Annotated in this window: 25 protein-coding genes and 1 tRNA gene; 6 read left to right on the forward strand and 20 right to left on the reverse strand. The window is 50.7% G+C overall.

The genetic code is table 11. The annotated features are described in order from the left end of the window. The first annotated feature begins 14 nt into the window (after positions 1–14). Positions 15–242, forward strand: a complete 228-nt coding sequence (locus tag OGY19_RS16120; protein ID WP_061067654.1) for a YccJ family protein — start codon at positions 15–17, stop codon at positions 240–242. Between the two features lie 38 nt (positions 243–280). Here the strand turns inward: OGY19_RS16120 and agp are convergent, their stop codons facing one another. The 16 genes from agp to OGY19_RS16200 all read right to left on the reverse strand — a co-directional run bounded on the left by agp (position 281) and on the right by OGY19_RS16200 (position 16,036). Further along, positions 281–1,522: a bifunctional glucose-1-phosphatase/inositol phosphatase gene (gene agp / locus OGY19_RS16125; protein WP_115602273.1), complete on the reverse strand. Its 1,242-nt coding sequence runs from the start codon at positions 1,520–1,522 to the stop codon at positions 281–283. 88 nt (positions 1,523–1,610) lie between these two features. Further along, a complete protein-coding gene (locus OGY19_RS16130; protein ID WP_115602274.1) occupies positions 1,611–2,318 on the reverse strand; it encodes an ArsR/SmtB family transcription factor in 708 nt (235 codons plus the stop codon). A gap of 69 nt (positions 2,319–2,387) precedes the next feature. Next, positions 2,388–3,143 (reverse strand): sulfite exporter TauE/SafE family protein, encoded by a 756-nt coding sequence (locus tag OGY19_RS16135; protein ID WP_101741507.1) that lies wholly within the window; start codon positions 3,141–3,143, stop codon positions 2,388–2,390. An 86-nt stretch (positions 3,144–3,229) separates the two neighbouring features. After that, on the reverse strand, positions 3,230–3,718 hold the full coding sequence (locus OGY19_RS16140) for a hypothetical protein (RefSeq protein WP_061067652.1): 489 nt from the start codon (positions 3,716–3,718) through the stop codon (positions 3,230–3,232). Positions 3,719–3,742: 24 nt separating this feature from the next. Continuing rightward, positions 3,743–4,228, reverse strand: coding sequence for a TlpA family protein disulfide reductase (locus OGY19_RS16145; protein WP_142879276.1), 486 nt, complete (start codon positions 4,226–4,228; stop codon positions 3,743–3,745). Continuing rightward, positions 4,215–4,910, reverse strand: a complete 696-nt coding sequence (locus OGY19_RS16150) for an ABC transporter ATP-binding protein (protein WP_048212087.1) — start codon at positions 4,908–4,910, stop codon at positions 4,215–4,217. Before OGY19_RS16150 ends, OGY19_RS16145 begins: the two co-directional genes overlap by 14 nt. A 4-nt stretch (positions 4,911–4,914) precedes the next feature. Beyond that, positions 4,915–6,045: an ABC transporter permease gene (locus OGY19_RS16155; protein WP_061067650.1), complete on the reverse strand. Its 1,131-nt coding sequence runs from the start codon at positions 6,043–6,045 to the stop codon at positions 4,915–4,917. Then, positions 6,035–7,318 (reverse strand): ABC transporter permease, encoded by a 1,284-nt coding sequence (locus OGY19_RS16160; protein WP_286596808.1) that lies wholly within the window; start codon positions 7,316–7,318, stop codon positions 6,035–6,037. Before OGY19_RS16160 ends, OGY19_RS16155 begins: the two co-directional genes overlap by 11 nt. A 4-nt stretch (positions 7,319–7,322) precedes the next feature. Continuing rightward, on the reverse strand, positions 7,323–8,702 hold the full coding sequence (locus tag OGY19_RS16165) for a Fe-S-containing protein (protein WP_286596809.1): 1,380 nt from the start codon (positions 8,700–8,702) through the stop codon (positions 7,323–7,325). Positions 8,703–8,902: 200 nt separating this feature from the next. Then, complete coding sequence (locus OGY19_RS16170) at positions 8,903–9,430, reverse strand: iron transporter (RefSeq protein ID WP_003035987.1); 528 nt, start codon at positions 9,428–9,430, stop codon at positions 8,903–8,905. A gap of 29 nt (positions 9,431–9,459) precedes the next feature. Further along, a complete protein-coding gene (locus tag OGY19_RS16175; RefSeq protein ID WP_201442548.1) occupies positions 9,460–11,409 on the reverse strand; it encodes an FTR1 family iron permease in 1,950 nt (649 codons plus the stop codon). A 272-nt stretch (positions 11,410–11,681) separates the two neighbouring features. Next, positions 11,682–12,434, reverse strand: coding sequence for an NADH:ubiquinone reductase (Na(+)-transporting) subunit C (gene nqrC, locus OGY19_RS16180; protein ID WP_286596811.1), 753 nt, complete (start codon positions 12,432–12,434; stop codon positions 11,682–11,684). 194 nt (positions 12,435–12,628) lie between these two features. After that, on the reverse strand, positions 12,629–13,135 hold the full coding sequence (locus OGY19_RS16185) for a protein disulfide oxidoreductase (protein ID WP_101741511.1): 507 nt from the start codon (positions 13,133–13,135) through the stop codon (positions 12,629–12,631). Further along, positions 13,125–13,748 (reverse strand): DsbA family protein, encoded by a 624-nt coding sequence (locus OGY19_RS16190; RefSeq protein WP_061067645.1) that lies wholly within the window; start codon positions 13,746–13,748, stop codon positions 13,125–13,127. Before OGY19_RS16190 ends, OGY19_RS16185 begins: the two co-directional genes overlap by 11 nt. After that, positions 13,745–15,625 carry a cytochrome c biogenesis protein CcdA gene (locus OGY19_RS16195; RefSeq protein ID WP_286596814.1) on the reverse strand — a complete coding sequence of 627 codons (1,881 nt, stop codon included), beginning with the start codon at positions 15,623–15,625 and terminating at the stop codon, positions 13,745–13,747. The genes OGY19_RS16190 and OGY19_RS16195 overlap by 4 nt, the downstream gene beginning before the upstream one ends. Positions 15,626–15,673: 48 nt before the next feature. Beyond that, positions 15,674–16,036 (reverse strand): copper resistance protein, encoded by a 363-nt coding sequence (locus tag OGY19_RS16200; protein ID WP_286596815.1) that lies wholly within the window; start codon positions 16,034–16,036, stop codon positions 15,674–15,676. A 413-nt stretch (positions 16,037–16,449) separates the two neighbouring features. On the opposite strand from OGY19_RS16200, the gene dsbA reads away from it, so the two are divergent. Beyond that, a complete protein-coding gene (gene dsbA, locus OGY19_RS16205; protein WP_048212097.1) occupies positions 16,450–17,073 on the forward strand; it encodes a thiol:disulfide interchange protein DsbA in 624 nt (207 codons plus the stop codon). 112 nt (positions 17,074–17,185) lie between these two features. On the opposite strand, the gene OGY19_RS16210 is transcribed toward dsbA, so the two are convergent. Then, complete coding sequence (locus OGY19_RS16210) at positions 17,186–17,488, reverse strand: antibiotic biosynthesis monooxygenase family protein (protein ID WP_048212098.1); 303 nt, start codon at positions 17,486–17,488, stop codon at positions 17,186–17,188. 274 nt (positions 17,489–17,762) lie between these two features. On the opposite strand from OGY19_RS16210, the gene cbpA reads away from it, so the two are divergent. Beyond that, positions 17,763–18,683, forward strand: a complete 921-nt coding sequence (cbpA, locus tag OGY19_RS16215; protein WP_115602275.1) for a curved DNA-binding protein — start codon at positions 17,763–17,765, stop codon at positions 18,681–18,683. After that, a complete protein-coding gene (gene cbpM / locus OGY19_RS16220; RefSeq protein ID WP_048212100.1) occupies positions 18,683–18,976 on the forward strand; it encodes a chaperone modulator CbpM in 294 nt (97 codons plus the stop codon). The genes cbpA and cbpM overlap by 1 nt, the downstream gene beginning before the upstream one ends. Positions 18,977–19,508: 532 nt before the next feature. Here the strand turns inward: cbpM and OGY19_RS16225 are convergent. Beyond that, positions 19,509–19,596, reverse strand: a tRNA-Ser gene (locus OGY19_RS16225). A gap of 143 nt (positions 19,597–19,739) precedes the next feature. After that, on the reverse strand, positions 19,740–21,368 hold the full coding sequence (locus OGY19_RS16230; protein WP_286596816.1) for an ABC transporter substrate-binding protein: 1,629 nt from the start codon (positions 21,366–21,368) through the stop codon (positions 19,740–19,742). A 270-nt stretch (positions 21,369–21,638) separates the two neighbouring features. On the opposite strand from OGY19_RS16230, the gene yccA reads away from it, so the two are divergent. Further along, the gene (gene yccA / locus OGY19_RS16235; protein WP_003035917.1) at positions 21,639–22,298 is read left to right on the forward strand and encodes an FtsH protease modulator YccA; all 660 of its coding nucleotides are present in this window, start codon (positions 21,639–21,641) and stop codon (positions 22,296–22,298) included. Positions 22,299–22,386: 88 nt separating this feature from the next. Continuing rightward, positions 22,387–22,716 carry a sulfurtransferase TusE gene (gene tusE, locus OGY19_RS16240; protein WP_048212102.1) on the forward strand — a complete coding sequence of 110 codons (330 nt, stop codon included), beginning with the start codon at positions 22,387–22,389 and terminating at the stop codon, positions 22,714–22,716. Here the strand turns inward: tusE and yccX are convergent. Next, positions 22,713–22,994 carry an acylphosphatase gene (yccX, locus tag OGY19_RS16245; protein ID WP_115602287.1) on the reverse strand — a complete coding sequence of 94 codons (282 nt, stop codon included), beginning with the start codon at positions 22,992–22,994 and terminating at the stop codon, positions 22,713–22,715. The genes tusE and yccX overlap by 4 nt on opposite strands. Positions 22,995–23,086: the final 92 nt, after the last annotated feature.

The raw sequence follows: 23,086 nt of genomic DNA on the forward strand, positions 1-23,086 counted from the left end.
ACAGGAGGATTCGAATGCCAACTCAAGAAGCGAAAGCTCATCACGTTGGTGAATGGGCAAGTCTGCGCAATACATCGCCGGAAATAGCCGAAGCCATTTTTGAAGTCGCGAATTATGACGAAAAACTGGCGGAAAAAATTTGGGAAGAAGGTAGCGACGAGGTACTCATCAAAGCCTTTGAAAAAACAGACAAAGATTCGCTCTTTTGGGGTGAACAGACTATCGAACGTAAAAACGTCTAGCGCTCAGACTCCCCCGCGAACACGGGGGAGTTTTTCTTTTACTTCGCCGCCTCATTCAGCACGCTGTCGAACTTATCTATCGGGCAAAAACCATTCACATCTATCGGGCAACCTTTCAGCTCCAGCGTTACGCGCTGCGCCGGGGATTTCAGCGTCAGAACGTCTGCATTACGCAACTGCTGCGAGCTCTGATACACATACTCGATTTTCATCAGATCACGATTTGCGTTGCTGTCATGCCAGCGCTGGAAGACAATCTTCCCGCCAATCGGCGTACGCTCGTTCTGATCGTGAAGCTGGTAGGGTTTGAAATCCAGCGCGGTGAGCAGCGAAGCGATGTTTGAGTCATGTCCCACCAGCACAGTTATTTTCGGTGCTTTCACGCGTTCCGTAACCAACGCATTATCAATATATTTCACCAGCGGTTTGGCGACGTTCTGCGCCACTTCCGGGGAGGTGAACAGACTGTCCTGATAGCCGTTTTTCAGCTTCGACAGCACCTTCCATTGTTGATCGGATTTAATCTCGCCCCAGGCAACCTTGTCCATCGGGAAGCCTTCGTAATATTGCAAGGTGAAGGCATCAACCAGCGAATTCCCCACCTTCAGCGGCCCCGACACGCCTGGCTCCTGCTGATACTTAGCACTGAATGTGTCTTTCGCATCAGTCAGAGAACACTGCTGTTTTTCTTTGCAGGACGGCGAGTCTTTGTAGTCGGTCATTTGCTCAAGCAGTTGGTAACTGTCGTCGAGCTGCATTTTACTACGCTCTTTCTCCATCGCCTGAACGGCCTGCTGGCTGAAGGCGGCGGAATCATCGGTGATCACCGGATTAAAGGTGGGATCCATGGTGCCCATTTTTTCCTGATGATGGACCGGAACATCGCAACCAGGGAAAGCACCGGTGACAAAAAACTGCGCCGTAGCAACAGTGCGCTGCAGGCTGTTAGCATAGGTATAAACCGTATCCGGTGCCGGACATTCGCCCGATTTCACCATCCCCTGCTCTGCCAGCCACTCTCGCATATAGTGACCCATATAGATTTCCAGCACGCCGCCTTTGGTGGTGAGTTGTCCGCCGGGGACATCCCATTCTGGCCATTGTTTGGGGGTGGACTGCTCAAGAACGCTGCCGTTATTGGCTAAAGGTGCGCGTAAGTTATGCCGACTCATCATCAATACTTGTTGAAGCTGATAGCCTTCCGGCGCGGTCTGCGCCTGCGCGGCGGTGGACAGTAATACAGCCCCTGCCACAGCGGCGGCGATTAACGATTTATTCATCCCTACGACCTCTTGTTGTTATCAATCACCACAGAGTGTGACAGATATATGACATTTTTCCGGGAACGCTTTCGCAAAAATGGGGCATCTACCGTGTCGTTTGGATGCCAAACTCCGTCTGAAGTTTGCGCACACCAAGTGGGGTAAAGGTAACGTGGCGGCTGCCTGTCTGCGTTTTTATCCATTGCTTTTCAATCAACCAGCGCAGCAGCGATGCGCCAAGCACGCCGCCGGGATGATAACGTCGTTCGCTCCAGTCCAGACAACCACAGGTTAATTTCCGCCGGGATGAGCCAGCAGTGAGGACAATCCCCATCAGCGCCAGCTTTTCCTGTCCAAGTAACGTCAGCGTTTCGCCATCCGGCGTTAACCACTGGCGGGAAACCAGCGTATCGAACAGCCTTACCGCCACCTCTCCAGCCAGATGATCGTAGCAAGTTCGGGCATGCCGCAAGCTTAGCGGCGTAGTAATTTTTCGTGGTACGGATGTGCTCCACGCCACGCCCATCAGGCGCTCCAGCAGTTCGGCGATATCGTGACTCGCAAGGCGAAAATAACGATGCCTGCCCTGCGCAAGCGCCACAACAAAGCGTTGTTCGCACAGACGCGCCAGATGCGCGCTGGCGGTCGACGCAGACACATCCGCCACAGCGCTAAGTTCGGTTGCAGTCCAGGCGCGCCCATCCATCAGGGCGCACAGCATACGCGAGCGCGACTTATCGGCCATTGCCGCCGCAGTAAGCGCCATTCTCGACTCCAGATCGTCCTCTTCTTCATTTAACACCACTGATGCCATAACGCCCCCTTTGACCCTAAATAGCTGAATGAACGATGCCATGAGAGCGCCCTAAAGTCACTGCACAGGTCACGCCGCTCGCAGCATCATCTCTACGCCAAGCCCGATCAGACAAAACAGAAAACAGCGTTTAAACACGAGCGGAGAAATAACTCTTCGCACACGGGTTCCTATCCACTGGCCAATAAGTGCAGGAACAATGGCCAAAGCCGACAAACTTAGGGATTGTACGGGCAGCGCGTTGTGCCACCACAAGCCCAGTGCTAACGCCAGTGTCGAAAACGTAAAAGAGATCCCAAGCGCCTGTACCAGTTCATCCTTTTCAAAGCCCAAAGACTGGATCCATGGCACGGCGGGCATGACAAATACCCCCGTTCCCCCCGTCAATAAACCGGTCACGAATCCAATGACAAGGGAAAAGGGTTTTTCACGCTGCGGATCCACGGTAATTTTCTTTCCCGCCAGCGTCCAGATAGCATAAGCAACCAGTGCCATACCCAGCGCAAACTGGGTCCGGGTTGTGTCGCCCCCGGTGATCCAGACACTGGCAAGCAAAGTGGCAATCACCACCGCCAGCAGCATAGGCCACAATCGTTGCAGCAATCGGCCAGTGTTACCACCACCGCCAAACTGAAACAGATTGCTAATTAGAGAGGGTAACAGCAACATCGCCGCCGCTGCGACCGGAGAAATAAGCGATCCGAGGATCCCCATCGCCACCGTGGGCAAACCCATACCGGTGACACCTTTCACCATCCCGGCGAGGACAAACGTGACGGTAATCATCATCACCAGGGAGGGTTCAAATGCGTATACATTGGCCATTCTTTATTTTCCCACAAAAAAAGATAAGCCAGGTTAAACGCAACTATGAATACTTGCTTCGTCGGGTGACGAAATATGCCATCCAATTATTCGCAGATAATCACTTCGCTGCGGATATTACGTGCACAATATAAGGTTCCGTCTGTCAGATACAATTGATGAAAGCACGTGTTATCTGGGATGTTGTGTAAAAGGGAACGCTCAGTATCAATGAACTCTCGTTGTATCCGATAATGAACCGCATCATCAGTTTCAAAGGAAACATATTCCCGTTTGGTATATGGTTTACTTTTTAATTTCACATATACAATGTATTGCACCGTACTGAATGTCAGTCCAGTTTTTGCAGCAATCTCTTTCAGATTTAGTGGTTCAGAAGACGTATAGAGAGTTTGTACCTGCTCAATACGTTTTTGATTGTAGGCGGATACCCGCAGGCTGAGTTTCAGTCGGTACGCCATATTGCGCACAACCGTAATATTAGTGCGAAGCATCCCCGCAATCTGCTCCGTCGTGAGAACGCCTGCGTTTTCACGCAGGACGGCCAGACTCTCTTTATTCCACCTGAATGCCATATAGTGTTTCTCTTTGTATCGCGTTCATCGGGCGGCCAGTCGCGCAAACGTTGCATCTAACTCAGGCGGTTTCCGCATCCCCTGGTGTAATTCCAGTACACGACCGTCCCTGTCAATTAACACAGAGGTTGGCGTACCGATGACCTGATAGCGCTCCTGGGAAATCTTAAGCTGATCGCGGAGTACCGGGTAAGAAACCTGATGTTTCGCCAGTAAGTTATCTATGTTAACCGTCGCCGGATCGGTATTCACGGCCACGACCACAACGTTATCGCCCCACTTTTTACTTAGCGCTTCCAGCGCGTCCATTTCGGCAAGACAGCCACCGCATCCCGCCGACCAAAAGTTTAGATAAACAGCCTTTCCACGCCAGCGTTCAAGCCCTGCTTCTCCCCCCTGCAGGTCGAATGTTGCCAGCGCCGGGGCTTGCTGCCCAACCACCAACTTCTCTTCTTTACATCCACTAATCAGAACCAAAATGGAGAAAGTTAATATGTTAATCCAGCGCATGTTGATTCGCCTCCTCACCCTGATATTTGCCATGCTGCAAACGGATAATACGATCGGCAAATAACCCAAGCGCCGGATTATGCGTCACCATCACAATCGTGCGCCCCTGCCGATGCAGATCAGTGAGTAGATCCAACACCCGCTGTTCATTCTCTTCGTCAAGGTTACCCGTAGGTTCATCGGCAAAAATCACCGGCGGCTCATTGACCAGCGCCCGGGCAATGCACACCCGTTGCTGCTCTCCCCCAGAAAGTTGACTCGGCAGGTGTGTTACTCGATGCCCAAGACCGACTTGTTCCAGAACCTTTCTGGCCGCCGCTTCATCTACCACGCTATGGTAGTGTTGCGCCAGCATGATATTCTCCAGCGCGGTTAAAAACGGGATCAGATGAAACTGCTGGAATACCAACCCTATTTTCTCAGCACGAAAACGGCGACGCCCCTCTTCATCCAGTGCGGCAGCATCAATCCCATCTAAAAACACCTGACCTTCTGTCGCGGTGTCCAGGCAGGTCAGAATATTCATCAGTGTCGTTTTACCCGAACCAGAAGCGCCCATAATCGCGACAAACTCCCCCTGCACTATTTGCAGGTTAATGTCATCTAAGGCGGTAACATCGCCGAACCGTTTATATAAATGGCGGGTTTCAATCGCCATTGACGGGGTCTGCACAACGGACATTGCGTTACTCTCCTTTCAACACTTTTGCGGGTTCGACGCTAACCGCGCGACGGACCGGAACAATCGCCGCCAGAATGGCGACCAGTAAAGATAATGTCAGGGTGATGGGCAGCACTGGCCAGCGTAGCGCTATTGCGGCATTGAATACGGTCAGTCCCAGTAGTTGGGCCAACATGTACCCTAAGATCCACCCACAAACCACTGCAGCCAGCGCGATAATGCAGGTTTCAAGGAGAATTTGCCGGACAATATCACCGTTGCTGGCCCCCAACGCTTTTTGCAGCGCAAATTCCCTGGCCCGCTCACCCACAATGGCCATCAACGTGGTATTCACGCACAAAGATGACAGCGCAAGGATCACAACCGATACCAGCCCCATTAACCCTTTTATTTTATCCAGTACCTGTCCTTCTGATGCGGAGACTTTCCGTATAGGACGGATCTCCAGATCCGGGTATTGAGCCTGCAATCGGCTGGCATAGTTTTCCACCTGACCAACATCGTTACTGACACTCAGCAGCCCATGGCTGATTTTATCGGGCTGATGCAACCACGCCTGCGCCACATCAAGACTCACAATTAGCATGTTATCTGTCGCATCACCGGCTTCAACAATGCCTTTTATCTGTAAGTTTTTGCGCTGATTGTGATCCACCAGGATGATGTTATCGCCCGGTTGGACGTTAAGACGCTCAGCCAATTTGACGCCAATCATCGCATTGCGATCGTCAAAGCTAACACCAATCCAACTCCCCTGAACCTGCCAGTACGGCACCAGCTTTTGCAAGGATTCAAACCACACGCCGACAATCACCACCTTCTCCAGCTCGGTACGCGCCATACCGTAAAGCCAAGGACTGGCTCCGTGAACCAGGCCTTGCGGTGCCTGATCTAAAATAGTCTGCAACGCTTGCTGCGGCATGCTGGAGCCATGGCCTGGCCCGATGTAGAAATTTGCGCCAAAGGTCCGCAATTCTTCACTCATTTTGGTATTGATGTCGAACCACACCGCAGATAGCGCGGTCACAATGGTCGCCCCGACCATCAATGCGGCAAATACTACGCTAACTCGCTGAAAACGCAGACGCAGCGCCCGCCATACCAGCAACCAGAGCATGGTACGTTTAGCGGCCATACAGCACCTCCACAGGATACAGGCGGGCAATACGGCGGGCCGGGAACCAGGTGCCAATCAGGGCAATCAGGACCGCAATAACCAATACACATGGCACCACAATCCAGGCAAAATTTAATGGCGCATCAAATAGCATCAGGCCAATCGCTTTCGCCATTCCCCATCCAGCAACACATCCCAATGCCCCACCGGCCAGTCCACTGGACGCGGCTTCAAGATAGAACAACAGCATGATTTGCCACTGATGCGCGCCAAGCGCCTTCATCAGGCCGATCTCTTTAGCGCGCTCCATAATGGTGCTGGTCATCAGTGACGCGATTCCCATAGCCGAAGCTGCCAGTGCTGCGACGGTCACGACGGCCATCAGCAACTGAATTTTATCGATTACAACCCCCTCAGATGCAGCAACCTGCCACACAGGGCGAACTTCTGCACCGGAAATAGCCTCCTCCAGTTGAAGAGCAATGGACGAGACATAGGCCGTGCAGTACCAAAGGTCGTACTCTTCAGCATTCAGTGCATCGAGATTTTCACGCGCCCGACGCGACAACTCATTTTCCGGCACCGTCAGCGCTGAGACACGAATGGCCTGCACTTTGCCGGGTAAATCCAGCAACGTTTGCGCCGTGCTCAACGGCATAACCAGTTGGTTATCCTCATCCCCGCCGCTGGAGAGGATGCCGCTGACGGTCACATTCACCGTTGTATTGCTGGTACGGATCACCAGTTGATCGCCTGGCTTCCAGCCCGTTTGTCGTGCCAACGCATGCCCTACCAGTGTTTGAGGAGCATCACCAGCAGGCTCTTGCGGCCAGTGGCCTGTCACTTGCCAGAACGGGCTTACCGTTTTTTGCCCCGTCTCAAACCCTTCTTCATCTGGAATATCTACCGGTTGGCTGAAGAAGGTGCCGAGAATACGTACTTCTTTGCCGTTAACGTCGACATCACCGCCAAGCATAGGGGCAAAGCCGACAATGTTGTTGCGCCAGAAAATATCCTTAATGTTGGGGAGTTCCGCTTCATCAAGGAAATCCTGTCCTGATAGTGGATTACTGTTTTCACTGAAAAGTGTAGGCAGCGCCGCCTGTCCGGCAGGTTCAATCAAAATATTGGCACCATAGGACTTCAATTCTCTGGACATTTTATCGCCAATATCAATCGACACCGCCAGCAGGGCGGAGATCAGGCTGGACGCAAGAAAGACGGTCATAATAGCCAGCCCCTTGCGTCGGAGATTACGCCCCCAGGATTGTCGTAACATTCTCCACAGCATTTTGTTACTCCTCCCTCAATTCAGCAGGGACGAACTGTTCCGGAGTTTTACGGAAGCGATCGTAATTGGCCTCGGACGAGAAAAACCAGGTTTTGCCACCATAGCTGTATTTGTAGTCAGCAGAAGTATTGGTCAATGTGGAACCATCAACCGGGTCGGTCACCTTGATGGTCATGACCGTCGAGAAGTAATTCACGCCAGCAGCCAGCTCTTTACCTGGGATCACCAGCTCTTTCTCATCATTACGCCAGTTTTCAATTGGCACCGGATTGCAACCACCAGGTTTACCAATCGAAGGAATGAAAATGTGTACCCCGCATGCCACGCAGATAACCTGATTACCTTCCATCACGTAACCCTGATCGCCACACAGTAGACAGGCATCAAAAACCACCCCCAAACGCAACTTGTCGGGATAGCGGTTAATCACGAAAAAACGTACCGCTTTACCATCATCGGCCACCCAAACAAAGCGGTGCAGCTTGCCATCACGGAGTCGTTCTATTGGCAGATGAACCATGCCATCACTGGCAAGTTGTACCGGAATGGCTTCTGACAACTGCGGCGGTTGAGAGGCGACTTTTTCCCACCACAGTTGCCCGGCGATCACCACCACCGCACAACCTAGCGTGACCAGCCAAAGACGAAACGCATTTCGACGATGCGCCAGCGCCAGTCGATAAGCAATCGGCTCATCGGCTTTACGCGTCTGGCGGATCGCGCGTAACAACGCCGGTACCCAGCACAGTGCCAGAGCAAGTAATAGAGCGGCCCCCAACCAGTTATACATCGCCGCGTTGTTTGTCACTTTGGCCACAAAACTCAATAGCGATCTCGCCAGCGGTAGCACCTGCAGTTTCATTAACAGCAGCAACAAATTACCGCTTAATGGCAGCCAAATCATGACCATCAGAATCAGCGTCAACGGCCAGTAGAGTCCACGAATACGACGCAACAGCATGGCGCTCAGTACCCCCGCCAGGCAGAGGATCGCAAATGCCAATAGCATTGCCGTCAGATTCAACAGCAGATCGGTATTTAGCACATGGGTGCTGGTTAATCCGCCGAGATTGGGATCCAAAGCCCAATGTCGGGCTGCGCCAAACACCAAAATCCCTTGCCACAGGTAGCGAATGCGCTTTGATACCCACCAGAAGCTCAATACGAACAGCAGCGTAATCATCACTTCTGTGCCAACCAGCAACAATTGCAGTGGCTGCGAGCCACGGAGGGTAAGTCCCACCAGCACGCCAAGGATTAAGCCTGGGAGTAATGTCCAGACGAGTGGGCGCAATGAAGGGGGATCGATGCGACTCCAGAGAACCCCGGAGAGCAGCGCAATGCAGAAAAAAACCTGTAGCGTCGTGACAAAAAAATAACTCATAACATCGACTCTGTACGGCGGATTGAATGATGTAACTATCCAGGTACATCGATAATTTAGAGCCTGCCCATCAGGGGGATAAGTTCGCGGTCAGTTAAGACATGAGCAGCGCAAAACAAATCGTGGGTACACTTCGTACGTAAGATTGTGAGCACTGCCCGGTCCAAAATGGCAAATCAAGCAGCCTGATGGAAAAGCGCTTAGTTCAGGCCGACGTATTTAAATTCATAACTCACATCAAATGGTTTCCACCAGCGACCAACGCCGGTCTCACTGTCTGTATGACGGTGCATACCTGCTTTTGACGGCGGTTCGATGTGATAGGTCACTTTATAGTTACCCACCCCCATCATTTTGATGTTCGCACCGTAATGAGGGCCATCGCTGGCAACCATCGGCATGAACGTACCTTCTTGTTTTTCACCCGTATCACTGTTAATCAAGGTGTAACTGATAGTCAGATAAGGGATCCATTCGCCTGCGCCAAAACCATTTTTACTGCCTTCCACGGCATGAATATCCGCCTCAAGGTGAATATCGGCTTTTGCTGCCGGTAATCCCATGCCACGCGGTTCCATATCGATTGGCTGCAGGTACACAGCGGCCAGTTCCATCTCATTCATGGTGACAGGCTCGCCTGCCGGATACTCCTTAAAGGCAAACGCTGCCGGAGCAGTGAAAATACCGGCCATCACTGCACTGGCAATCAGGGTTTTCTTCATGGTCATCAGACATATCCTCTCGTCTCAAATAACAGCTATAGATTAGTTTTTATCGTTTCCCCAGGAACAGTGCTTTTCCGCCGCATCACCCACAGCGCCACCAGCGCCGCAAGTAGCAATATGGCCTGCGGTAATAACGTTTCCACGTAGGGATAAATTCCCAACCAACTGATTTCAGGGAAGCCGTTAATCAACGTTGGCTGGAACAGCTTACCTTCCACCAGTTCCAGAACCCCTTTGCCCGCAAATACAAAGGCCATCAGGTACATAAAACTGCCGGTAAACATAAAGAACGGCTTCAAAGGCAGGCGTACAACCGAGTAGCGCATGATGAGCCAGGCGACCAGCAGAACAACACAGCCGATAACAAAACCTGCCGCAATCGCCATATGCCCAGAAATATCATTCGCATCCCCGATCAGGGCGTAGTAAAACAGCACGGTCTCCGCCCCTTCGCGGTAAACCGCCAGGAAGCTGGTAAGCCACAGTCCAACCAGTGAACCACGGGAAAGTGAGTGGGACAGTTTCCCTTCCAGCCATGCTTTCCAGTGGCGAGCCTCGACTTTAGACAGTAACCAGTAGCTCATGAAGAACAGCATGACGACGGCAATCAGCATCGTTACGCCTTCCAGCAGTTCTCGGCTGGCGCCGGAATTCGTGAACAGGAGTTGGAATATCACAGCGGTAATAACGCTTGCGATTAACGCGACAATCACCGACTGGCGAATTAACGGAAGCTTATCCTGGTGATTGTTTTTCACCATATAAGCCACGATGGCCGCCACAATAAGCAGGGCCTCCAGTCCTTCGCGCACGATAATCATCAGGCTGTAGAGCAGCAGGCTCCACTGGGTTTCTTCTCCTTCCCCCAACATCACCACTGCTTTTTGTAAATCCTGCTCCAGTGCGCTGGCTTCAGCGTTGAGTCTTTCCACTGGCTGACCCGCTTTCATCAGACTAACCAGACGCGTGAAGTAAGCCTCCAGCGAGGTTTTAAATGCCGAATCGCGAGAACCGATTTTGTTTTCCATACCGCTAGCTTCAAAGCGGTCAAAATAACTGTCTTGCACATCCAGAATGGCATTCTTCGCATCGCCCTCCTGGTAACGGGCAATCGCTTTCTGAATACTTTGATGGATACCCAACGAGACGGCAGCCCAGTCTGCGCGGGCTATATCATCCTGTGCCGTGGGCGTATTCCCCGTGTTTTGCACCGCCGTGACCTGCTGTTCGTCACGGGTAGTAGGCAGACCAGGCAGAAGATCCTCAATATCCTGTAACAACGTCGTGACCTGATAAGAGACATCATTAAGGCGATCCGGCTCTGCGGTGAGCGCAATCAACGCAGAAAATTGCTGGTTAATCGCAGCAGCGTCTTTTGCCGATCGATTCTGTCTGACCGACATTTCCATCTCTGAGTTTTTAAAACCCTGATAGTGCGCTTGTTGAACGTTCTGGCTGGCTACGCTTAAATTCCCGGCCTGATAGTTATTTACTGCCTGAGCCAACAAATCGTCGATAACGCGAAAACTTTCTTGCCAGTGTACGGCGATATCTGTCCTGGAAAACGCATTGTGCTGCTCTTCGGCAACCAGGCGATGTCCGCCATCTAACACAGGTTCAACTTCGCGCAGCGAGGCTTTGAGCCAGTCGATTTTAGACTGCACGTCAGAGAGCGATTTTTTTTCGCCAATCATGCGACGAATCTCACCAAAAGCGCTTTCCATCTCATAACTTTTGCTGGCGGAAATGTTGATTCGAATAGGACCTTCAAGGTTTTCAAATACCTCAAAGTACGCCATTTGCACCGTTCGCCGCGCTTCATCAGTTTGTTGCTGAGAGTAAAGTTCTGCTGTTTTATCAAGACGTTGTTCAATATCCTCAATTAACGGAGCATAGTTTGTTGCGGCCCATACATGAAGGCTTACAAGCAAGCTACACACAGTGGTCAGCAGGAAAACACAGAACTTACGCACGGTACGCATCCTGTAAAATACAAATGATAATTATTATCATTATCGATGATAGCTTGCGTTGTACATGACCTGGATCATAAAAATGTCAATAGGTAACAAGTTATGTAAATTTATCTCATGAAAATGTGATGAATACGAAATTGAGACATTCGGGATTTATTAATGATGCCGTCAATACAGGAGAATTTATCGGTGATATGGAATTGAGTTGCCCCATACTCACTGACGCAAATGAGGCCGGCAATGAGTATGAAGATAAACGTTATTTAAAACAAAAGCGATCAGGGAACTATTATATCAGGGCCACGAGTAATTCGTTGCAAAAAACGGCCATAACCCTGTTCGCCTGTCCAGTAGTTGATGCTTCTCTCAACCCCATTCGATGTCAGGGTCGCACCAGAAATACCATCTACTGTATATTCATCGATATTCTGTGGTTTCTCCTGAGTTATTCTTAGTGCTGGCATCCTGTTATTATCAACTACTTTTTTACCCGGCCATTGCTTACGCCAACTCTCATCTTCCACTCTGGCTCCCAAAAAAGGAGTTTCCCGCTGCTGATAGTAATACAGGTTTTTAACCGTACGTCCGTCTGGGTCAAGAGCCAGAAAGGCATACATCATTGACTTCGCGCCCTTACCGAAAACATGGAGTATAATTTGTTGAATTTTATTGCTTTTATCTTTTACAAGATATACATCTGCAATCGTACAGCGCTGATGGATCTTCGCGGGATCATGTTCCGGAGCGAGTTTTTTACATCCCTGCGTCTGGACGTCATCAGCGACCCATTCACCGGAATCCAGATTAACCTTACGCGCTAAAATATAACGTTGATACAAATTGTTAATTGTTTTTTTATCCTGCGCATCTGATTTCAACAGGCCTGAAGCATGCAGAATAGCGGCATGTTTCTCTTCACCGGTAGGTTCAGCGAGTTCCCCCTGATACATCATAAACCAGACAATAGCAGCAATAAAAATAAGGATACAAAAAAACATCATTGATATAACAATAACTTTACCCTTGCGCATTATTCTTTAATCCCTGCGAGAAATAAGATATTTAAAACACCATCAGATATGCCATTACCTTTGTGGATTTGCAACTACAGAAAAAATCAAAAATATATAACTATTAGTATATAATTTCAGGATCCAATATCAGAACAACATGTTTTTCTTACCTTTTTATCGAAAAAAAATGCCGGGTTTCCCCGGCATCAGAATCAGACGTTTTTTGCCCACCAGAGGCGTAGCTTCATTCCCCAGTAACTGGTCCAGCCGCTGGTTGTCGACACCACGCGACCGTGCGACATCACGACCAGCGTTGGCGTGACGCTGATGTCCCAGCTGCGGGAGATGGTCCCGTCGGCATCGTTGATGACGGGAAAGTCTACGCCTTTACGCGCCAGCCAGCGCGTCACCTCCGCCTCATTACCAGAACGCAGCGCAATGGTTATCACGTTCTCGCCTTCTGAGTACAGTCTGGCGACTTCCGGTGTCGTGAACCGACACACGCCGCACCAGCTCGCCCAGAAATAGATCAGCACTGGCTCCTCTTTGCTGAGCGAGGCCAGCGTAACGTTTTCACCATCCAGCGTCTGCAAAGGCGTACTGTCAAACGCTACGGGAAGCTGGGGCGCTCGCCAGGCATCCATCAACAACATCGCCCCGGCGAATAACACCAGTAAGATCAGTCCTTCGCGCAGCCAGCGGCGCAGTTTACTGACCATTTGCGGCCGCCAGTTTTTCTTTGACCACCTCTTCCAGTGTTTCCCACGGTACTGCACCCGGGATCAGCTCATCGCCAATAATCGTTGCAGGCGTGCCTCGCACACCGACCAGACGTGCCAGTTGCAGGTTGGTGCTCAGCGTCTCCTCACTTTGTGCATCCAGCGTCACAGGGCTGGCAGCGGCTTTCTCCTGTGCCTGTTTAATACTCACTGCCGTGTGGTAGCCCTTCTTCTGCATCAGTTTCTCATGTAACGCCAGAAACTGCTGCGGATGCTCACGCCAGGTCGTCAGCGCGGTTCGCGCCGACAGAACCGAACTCTCCCCTTTAAACGGCAGCGGTTTAATCACCACCGCCACATCAGGATATTTCTGTACAATTTTTTCCAGCATCGGATCCAATTGCTTGCAGTATGGGCAGTTGTAATCGGTGAAGTTTATCAGGGTCAGTTTTGCCTGCTTTGCGCCAATCCGCGGGCTGTTGGGATCGTTAAACAGGGCTTCCTGAATTAATGCTTCAATTTGCTTTTCCTGTTCCGGGGTAAACGGTGCAGGTTCTTTCGCCACGCTGACGGCAGAAAACAGGGTTAGCAGCAGGACAATCATCATTTTCATGGGTTCACTCCTTTGGCATCGGCCAGTGTATTCAGCAGCGCATCGCGGGTTAACAACGTCGGCAATGCCTGACCTTGCGGCAAACCGGGACCATAAATTTGGTTGAACGGCACAGCAACCTGGCCGCGTTTTTTCAGGAATTCGGTGATCGCTTCAGAGGGCAGCGTCCAGTCACCCCGCAGAGCCACCACATCGGGTTGTTGCAGTGCAGTCTGGACATCTTCTTTTTGTAGAACATTGAATTTATTGACTTTACAGGTAATGCACCAGTCAGCCGTCACATCTACAACTACGCGCTTATGCTGAGCCAGTGCATCTTCAATGGCCTGCTCGCTCAGCGGTTGCCAGTTCACACTCTCTTTGGCTGTACTTTGGCTTGCGAACCCCAGGTGCGGGAGCAGCAATGTTGCCAGCCAAATAGCCGAGCCAAGCATCATCACGCCAAGAAGACGCCGCAAGATATTCATCCAACGCCCCGGACGCGGCAGACGCAGCGCCAGACCCGGACGCAGTGCCACCAGCAACCATGGCAAACTCATCCCCAGCCCGAGCGCGAGGAACAGCCCCCATAGCGTCGGCAGCGAGGCGGTCAACGCCACCGCCACTGCCGTCCCCAGGAACGGCGCACTGCACGGCGTGGCAAGCAACGTCGCAAACGCGCCCTGCCAGAAATGCCCTGACAAGCCGTTACCGCCGCGAGTTGCCAGTATGGTGGTCATTGCTGAAGGAAGGCGAAATTCAAACAGCCCAAACAGGCTGGCGCTGAACGTCAGCATCACCAGCATCATAAAGCCGATAAACCACGGACTCTGGAACTGGATCCCCCAACCAAGCGCCTGATTGGTCAGGCGCAGCACCGTCATCAGCAGCGCGAGAGCCATAAAAGAGACCAGGATCCCAGCCACAGATGCCAGAAACTGGCGGCGAACCTGAAGACGGCTTTTCTCCTCAACCAGTAAAATCGAGCCCAGCTTCATGCCCAGTACTGGAAGCACGCAGGGCATTAAGTTAAGAATTAACCCGCCTGACAGCGCCATCAGCACCACCTGCCACAGTGGGATCGCTGCATTCTTCACCACTGGTGCATCGCCAATGGCAAGACGACTTTCCTGTGCAACGCCGTTATCAGCCAGAACCAGTGTAAGTTGTTTACCACGAAGATTCGGCGCCCCTTCCCCCCAGCTGTCATGAACCGGAACCGTTGCCCGTAGTATTTCGCCCTCTACGCGGATTTGCGGCATACCAAAATCCGCATCATCAACGGTGTCCAGGTACAGGCCTGGCGCAGACCAGCCCCCCGCACGACGAGCCTCAACCACCAGCTCTCCGGCTCGCGCCCCGGCACTAAGCGCATCGGTCAGCCCGCTGGCCAGCGGTATCTGCCCCATCGCTTGCGCATAGTCATGAGCAAAAGACGGGTCCTGGACGCTCGGCGTCACGGAAAAGGGAAAATCCGTTAACAGGCAGACATTGCTGCAGGTTGATAGGGTCAATACACCGTTAAGGGCGGCTGGCGTGGTGCCACGTACTACCATCGGGAAGGTGACATTATCGTGATATCCCTGGGTGGTGATATTGGCGACCTCAAAACGAGCAGGGGTTGGCCAGAACCAGTCGACCGCAGGCATTTCCTCTTTCCAGGAGATAGCAGGCGCAACGCCTCCCTCACCCGGCGATCGCCAGTAGGTTTTCCAGCCATCCTCCAGTTTAACATCGAGCAGCAGACGGGTTTCACCGTCAGCTGCTGTATCGGCACGTAACCGCACACTGGCGTGATTGTTATCGGGTGAACGCAGCCAGCCGGATTCAGCTGCCCAGGATACGGGCAGCCATAGCAATAACAGGCAGAGCAGCGCCTGCCTGGAAACAGTCTTCATATTTTTTCTCCGTGAATAATTATCTAACAGTCTGCAACGGCTGCGCTGTCATTCACGGAAGACACAAAATCGGAGATGCACCCGGAGAGTGGGCGGCGAGATAGCGCGCGGAGGGAAAAAAGGTAGGCGAAATGTCCGCACGGGTGCCAACAGCGACAGCAGCAAACATAGCACCAGAATCGCGCCTTCAAACAATACTGGCGGTGCAGCCAGCAATGATTTTGCGCTCAGCTCACAAGGCGTAACGGGCGAAGCTTCATCGGTATCGGCCTGGGCGCTCGCGACAACAGCAGTGGTCGTGGTGTTCATCTGCAACGCGTGCAGACCCGCCATGCGCTGCGCGGTGCATACCATCACCACAACACATGCCAGGCAGAGGAACCACCATCCCATCCGTTGACGTTTCGCCATTATACCCTCACTGATTGACGCGAGTTATCTTAGTCACTGGCGAGGTTTTGGCAACCTTTACCCTGTAAAGTTATGTCGGCAGAGGCCGGTCAATTCTCATTCCGCCCCAGCGCGCTGCCCAGAAATGATAATTAATATTGTTAATTAATTTCATTATTGCAAAATAATGACGCTAATAAAACAAAGCTAAAAATATCACGGGGTTTATTATTTACTATTCACAAAGCGTCCCTACAAGTATTTCACCACTGACCATGAAATTGAATGACAAGTATGCCAGTAGATATGCCTGCGTAAATGAAAGTAAGGGCCAGCACATTTTCGGATAAATATTGTATTATAACTTACCGCCATGAACATTATGTTCATCATCAAAACAATTGTTTGTTAAATGTTATTTAGAGTATATGGAAATGAAAAAAATCTTACTTCCTCTTCTAGGCCTGATTTTTACTGTGAGCGTTCAGGCAGCAACATTTACCGATGGCAAGGAATATATTTCACTTGAAAAGCCAGTTGCGTCAGCGCCCGCTGCGCTTAAGTTCTTTTCATTTTATTGCCCTTCATGCTACCAATACGATGAAGTTCTGGAAGTCACTGATAATGTGAAAAAAGCATTACCTACTGATGTCAAACTTACTGACTATCACGTTGATTTCTTAGGTCCGTTGGGGCCGGAGATGACGCACGCGTGGTCTGTCGCTATGCTGTTAAACGTGGAAGATAAAGTAAAACCTTTACTGTTTGATGCCGTGCAGAAAAAACAAACTGTTAAAACAGCAGATGATATTCGCAATGTATTTATCCGCGCTGGTGTCAGTGCAAATGACTATGATGCTGCATGGAATAGCTTTGCCGTAAAATCATTAACGGCGAAGCAACAGGAGTTGGCTAAAGCGGTAGACCTGAAAGGTGTACCGGCTATCTTTATCAAGGGTAAATATATGATTAACCCGAAAGGATTAAAATCAGATAACGTTAACGCTTTTGTCCAGAACTACGCTGATACCGTTCGTTTTCTTTTTTCCAGACCTTGATAAGCCGTTAATATTACTGACGCACCACCAACAGGAGCCAGAGCCTGTCCTGGCTCCTGTTGCTACAGGCAGACATTATTGACTGCCAGCTGTCATATACGCTGGCAGAACCTTATTCAGAGGCGTAATCCTTCAAAACAGTGGCAACACGTATTCTGTAGTATGAAAAAATCAACTGTTTACCCTCCTGTTGTGCGGCCTGATGCCTGACGTTGCATTTCCACCTGCGCACTGCATCCTCATCCTCCCACCATGAAAGTGACAGCATTTTCCCGGGCGTATTAATGCTCTGAAATCGTTCGATAGAAATAAACCCAGGGATCTCTGCCAACAACAGCTTCAGCTCTGAGGCCAGTTGAAGATATCGCTCTCCAGCCTGAGGATGCACATCTGCTTCAAAAATAACGGCGATCATTCAGTATCTCTCTCTTGTTAATTTCAGCCACTCTATTACTGGATAAAATGCGATGCTTCGCTCAACAACGAACAGTCTGGTGAAAAGGGAAAATGTGAGTATGACAGGTAGATAAACAAGCAGGCTCACCGCATTAGCCGGTGACCCTTTTATGACCTGCGCCCCCCTTTTTCATGGTTGGCATTCGCGCCTATCGGGATTACCCTAAACTTAACGGTGATACCTTTTGAGAGGGATTGCCTTCTTCATGTGTTGATTTACACGAGAGAACGCTATGGAATTAAAGGATTATTACGCCATTATGGGCGTGAAGCCGACAGACGATCTCAAGACAATCAAGACCGCCTACCGTCGTCTCGCGCGAAAATACCATCCCGATGTCAGCAAAGAACCCGACGCTGAAGCTCGTTTTAAAGAAGTTGCCGAAGCCTGGGAAGTACTGAGCGATGAACAGCGCCGCGCCGAATACGACCAGCTGTGGCAGCATCGCAACGACCCGCAGTTTAATCGTCAGTTCCAGCAAGGAGAAGGTCAAAGCTACAGCGCTGAAGATTTCGACGATATCTTCTCTTCAATTTTTGGCCAGCACGCACATCAGTCACGGCAGCGCCACACCAGTCGCGGGCATGATATTGAAATCGAGGTCGCCGTTTTCCTCGAAGAAACCCTTGCTGAGCATAGCCGCACCATCAGTTACAACCTGCCGGTATACAATGCGTTTGGCATGATCGAGCGGGAAATCCCCAAAACCCTCAACGTTAAGATCCCGGCCGGTGTCGGCAATGGGCAGCGCATTCGCCTGAAAGGTCAGGGAACCCCTGGTGAAAACGGTGGCCCGAACGGTGATTTGTGGCTGGTGATTCATATCGCGCCGCATCCGCTGTTTGATATTGTTAATCAGGATCTGGAAGTTGTCGTTCCGCTTGCCCCATGGGAAGCCGCATTGGGCGCAAAAGTAACTGTACCAACACTCAAAGAGAGTATTTTGCTGACCATCCCCGCAGGAAGCCAGGCTGGACAGCGATTACGTATCAAAGGCAAAGGTCTGGTCGGTAAAAAACAGACTGGCGACCTGTACGCGGTCATCAAAATCGTGATGCCGCCGAAACCTGACGACAACAGCGCCGCCTTGTGGCAACAGCTGGCGGATGCGCAGAAGTCCTTTGATCCGCGCAAAAAGTGGGGGAAAGCATAATGGCTAACGTGACCGTTACCTTTACCATTACCGAGTTTTGTCTGCATACCGGTGTTTCTGCAGAAGAACTGAATGAAATTGTCGGTTTAGGGGTAATCGAACCCCGTGAAGATGAGACCTTTGATGACCATGCACTGACCGTGGTGCAACGCGCACTGCGTCTGCGCCATGAACTGGCGCTTGACTGGCCAGGAATTGCCGTCGCACTGACGTTGCTCGAGGAGAACGCGCAACTGCGGCAGGAAAACCGCTTTTTGCGCCAACGCCTGTCCCGATTTATTAGCCATCCGTGAATATGTTAAGAGTGCGGCGATGAGCCGCACCTACAGGTAAGCAGGGCGTATTTTTTATAAAAAACCAAACTCATCAGATTCGATTTCTCGGCTACGGATTGCCCAGCTCGGTACCTGCCCGGCAGATATTCAGAAAAACTGTGGATGAATGACTCTATCCGCGTCAGCTTTTTAGCCAGAAATAACGTTTATGGGTAACCGTCTCACTAGTACCGACAATGTCCTTCTGCGCAACGCATCAATTTGCTGATGATCTGAACTTGCCCCCCAGGCAAACACTACTGGACTGGCCTGGGTTCAGTTAAGGCTTTTACAGGTCATGAATACATCATGGCCATGCCTTCAGCCACGCCAGTATGGAAAGACTTTCAATGTGCAGTTAAATTGCAGCGTATAGCACTAAAAAGAAAAGCCTGGGATTGGGGTAGGCAAGTGTTTGAATGTTACATAAGGGGATTGGTCAAGATTGCAAGTCTATTCTAATGCTTCAAAAGCAAAAAGGGGTTACCTTTCGGTAACCCCTTTTCATGTTTGGCGGAAGCGTAGAGATTCGAACTCTAGAACCCTTTCGGGTCGCCGGTTTTCAAGACCGGTGCCTTCAACCGCTCGGCCACGCTTCCAATGAGGCGCACTATAAACATCCCGAACGAACCTGTAAAGCACCAATGTGTTCGTTTGCCTGAAAAACAGCCAAAATGTTGTTAATCGACTTAAATAACAACAAATTGACCGTTTATTCAGCACAAATCCGGGCTGCTGCTGTTTACTGTTTTTTGATGTACATATCTTTGGTGTAGTAGTTTCCCCGGTTATCCGGTGCAAATCCCCCCACCCATGGCTTCACCAGATGGGTACGAACATAGTGGTAAACCGGAATCGCTGGCACATCTTCCCCTAAAAAGTCTTCAGCCTGCTGGTAATATTTGCCTCGCTCCTGGAGCGAAGTTGCTTTCGCCGCATTGTGCATCGCTTCGTCAAAGGCTGGATTACTGTATCGGGTGGTGTTTTCACTATCACCTGTGCGGAAAATATTGAGGAAACTCGACGCATCGTCGTAATCCGCTATCCATGCATAGCGTACGACGTCAAAACTGCCGGTGTGCATGGTATCCAGCATCGTTTTCCATTCCTGGTTCTGCAGTTTTGCCTCAACGCCAAGATTTTTCTTCCACATTGACGAGGCGGCAATCGCGATTCGCTGATGCGTTTCGAAAGTGTTGTAGAGCAGATTTAAGTTAAGCGGATGCTCAGGACCGTAGCCCGCTTCCGCCAGCAGTTTTTTTGCCTCGGCAATGCGTTTGTCGAGTGGCCATGATGCGTAGTCCGGCGCGTGTAATTTTACCCCGCCAATTTCAGGCTGGCTGATAACCCACGCCGCACGCTGTCCCTGTCCCATCACCTTTTGTGCGATGATGTCCTTATCCAGCGCCATATTCAACGCCCGACGCACGCGTGGGTCGTTAAACGGCGCACGCGTGGTATTAAACTGATAATAATAAGTTGAAAGCTGAGGTGAGACATGGAGTTCATCACCCATCGTCTTTTTCAATTGAGCGAACTGATTGACCGGAACACTAAAAACAATATCGATTTCCCCGGCTTTGTAACGGTTAACGTCTGCAGCCTCTGAACTGATGGGCAAATACGTCACTTTATTAATGACCGTGTGCTGATCGTCCCAGTAATGCGGGTTGCGCACGGCAACAATCCGCTCGTTGACGACCCACTGCGACAACTTATACGCACCACTGCTGACAAAGTGCTCCGGACGAGTCCACTTATCGCCAAAGCGGCCAATCAGCACTTTATCCAGCGGCACCAGCGATGGGTGCGCCAGCATCGCTAAAAATGCCGCTGTCGGCTGCGTCAGGGTAATTTCCAGCGTGGTGTCATTCAGCGTCTTGACTCCAAGCGTCGCGGGATCTTTTTTCCCCTGAGCAATATCAACCGCATTTGCGACATGTATATTGCCCAGATAAGAGGCATAGGGTGAGGTAGTTTGCGGTGAAACCAGGCGCTGCCAGCTCCAGACGACATCCTGTGCAGTAATAGCCGATCCATCTGACCAGGTTATGCCTGGACGTAAATGAAAGGTCCAGACAGTGTTATCTTTATTCTCCCAGGAGGCAGCAAGACGGGGCGCAATAGTGCCATCCAGGTTTACGGCCACCAACCCATCGAACATATCGCTGATTAAATTAAACTCAACGTTGCTTTCGACTTTATGCGGATCCAGTGAGGCTGGCTCACTGCCGTTGTTTCTGACCAGCTCCTGTTTTTCTGCAAGTAGTGTACCTGCAGGCACATTTGCCGCCCTTGCCGCGCCGTTAATAGACATCAAACAGACAGCCAACAGCGTAAACGTCAATATCTTCGATTTATGTTGAGTCATTCCCTTTACCTTATTGCTCTGTTTTATGTAAACACCGCTGTCACTGTCAGAGAGATTCGGGAATAACGCAATATTTTTCAGTTACCTGGGAGAGGTGGATCTGACATTTTCGCACTTATAGTGCTAACATCTGATTCGGGAGCTTTTGTTGAAATAATATGCTTAAGCCTGGCGGGTTAAAATGCGTAAAGATGGGTAAAACCGCTGTGTCATTCCCCTTGATTTCATTATCCTCCATCATTAATTACATCTGTCATAAGAGAGTGACTCATGGATCGTATTATTAGTTCTTCGCGCGATCGTACATCGCTACTCAGCACACATAAGGTGCTGCGTAATACCTATTTCCTGCTCAGCCTGACGCTGGCGTTTTCAGCGATCACCGCAACTGCCAGTACAGTACTGATGCTGCCATCTCCGGGTCTGATTCTGACGCTGGTTGGTATGTATGGTCTGATGTTCCTGACCTACAAAACGGCAGATAAACCAGTAGGTATTCTGTCTGCTTTCGCTTTCACCGGTTTCCTGGGTTACATCCTGGGACCGATTCTGAACACTTACCTGTCGGCAGGTATGGGTGACGTGATCGGTATGGCACTGGGTGGTACGGCGCTGGTCTTCTTCAGCTGCTCTGCGTATGTTCTGACCACGCGTAAAGACATGTCCTTCCTCGGCGGTATGCTGATGGCAGGTATCGTGGTGGTGCTGATTGGTATGGTTGCGAATATCTTCCTGCAACTGCCAGCGCTGCATCTGGCGATTAGCGCGGTGTTTATCCTGATTTCTTCAGGTGCCATCCTGTTTGAAACCAGCAACATCATCCGTGGTGGTGAAACCAACTACATCCGTGCAACCGTCAGCCTGTATGTATCACTGTACAACATCTTCGTCAGCCTGCTGAGCATTCTGGGCTTCGCCAGCCGCGATTAAAATGACCACGTACATTATCCAGCCCCGCTTATGCGGGGCTTTCTTTTTTGGTAAACTGCCGCCAGTTTGACTAACGCAGTGAAGAATTATGTTGATCTTTGAAGGTAAAGAAATCAGTACTGATAGCGAAGGCTATTTAAAAGACACAACCGAATGGAGCGAACCGCTGGCAGTTGCCATTGCTGAAAACGAAGGAATTACGCTGTCAGTTGAACACTGGGAAGTAGTGCGCTTTGTGCGCGAGTTTTATCTGGAGTTTAATACCTCCCCCGCTATTCGTATGCTGGTCAAAGCGATGGCCAATAAGTTTGGCGAAGAGAAAGGCAACAGCCGTTATCTCTACCGCCTGTTCCCGAAAGGTCCGGCCAAGCAGGCAACCAAAATTGCCGGTCTGCCAAAACCGGTCAAATGTATTTAATAGCGGATACTAAATCCCGTTAACTCTTCGCCAGGCCGATGCGGTTCGCTGAGGACTCTGTCTACCCTGGCGCTAGGCGGGCCCCCGGCTTTTAACCACTTCATCAGTTGTTCCACCCGGTCGCTTTCACCGCAGGCGACAACCTCTACGCTGCCGTCATCCATATTCTTCGAGTAGCCAGTCAATCCCAGCCGTTGCGCTTCATGCTGAGTGGTATAGCGAAACCCCACCCCCTGTACCCGGCCATAGACCCAGGCAATTATGCAGACTTTCGACATTATGGTTCTCCTTATCATCGCGGTGCGCGTTGCAAATACACGTAAAACTCAGGACAATGGCGCCCATTTCTTTGAATTGACAGAATAGTAAA

It is taken from the genome of Citrobacter sp. Cy070, from assembly GCF_030332245.1.
Taxonomy (GTDB): domain Bacteria; phylum Pseudomonadota; class Gammaproteobacteria; order Enterobacterales; family Enterobacteriaceae; genus Citrobacter; species Citrobacter youngae.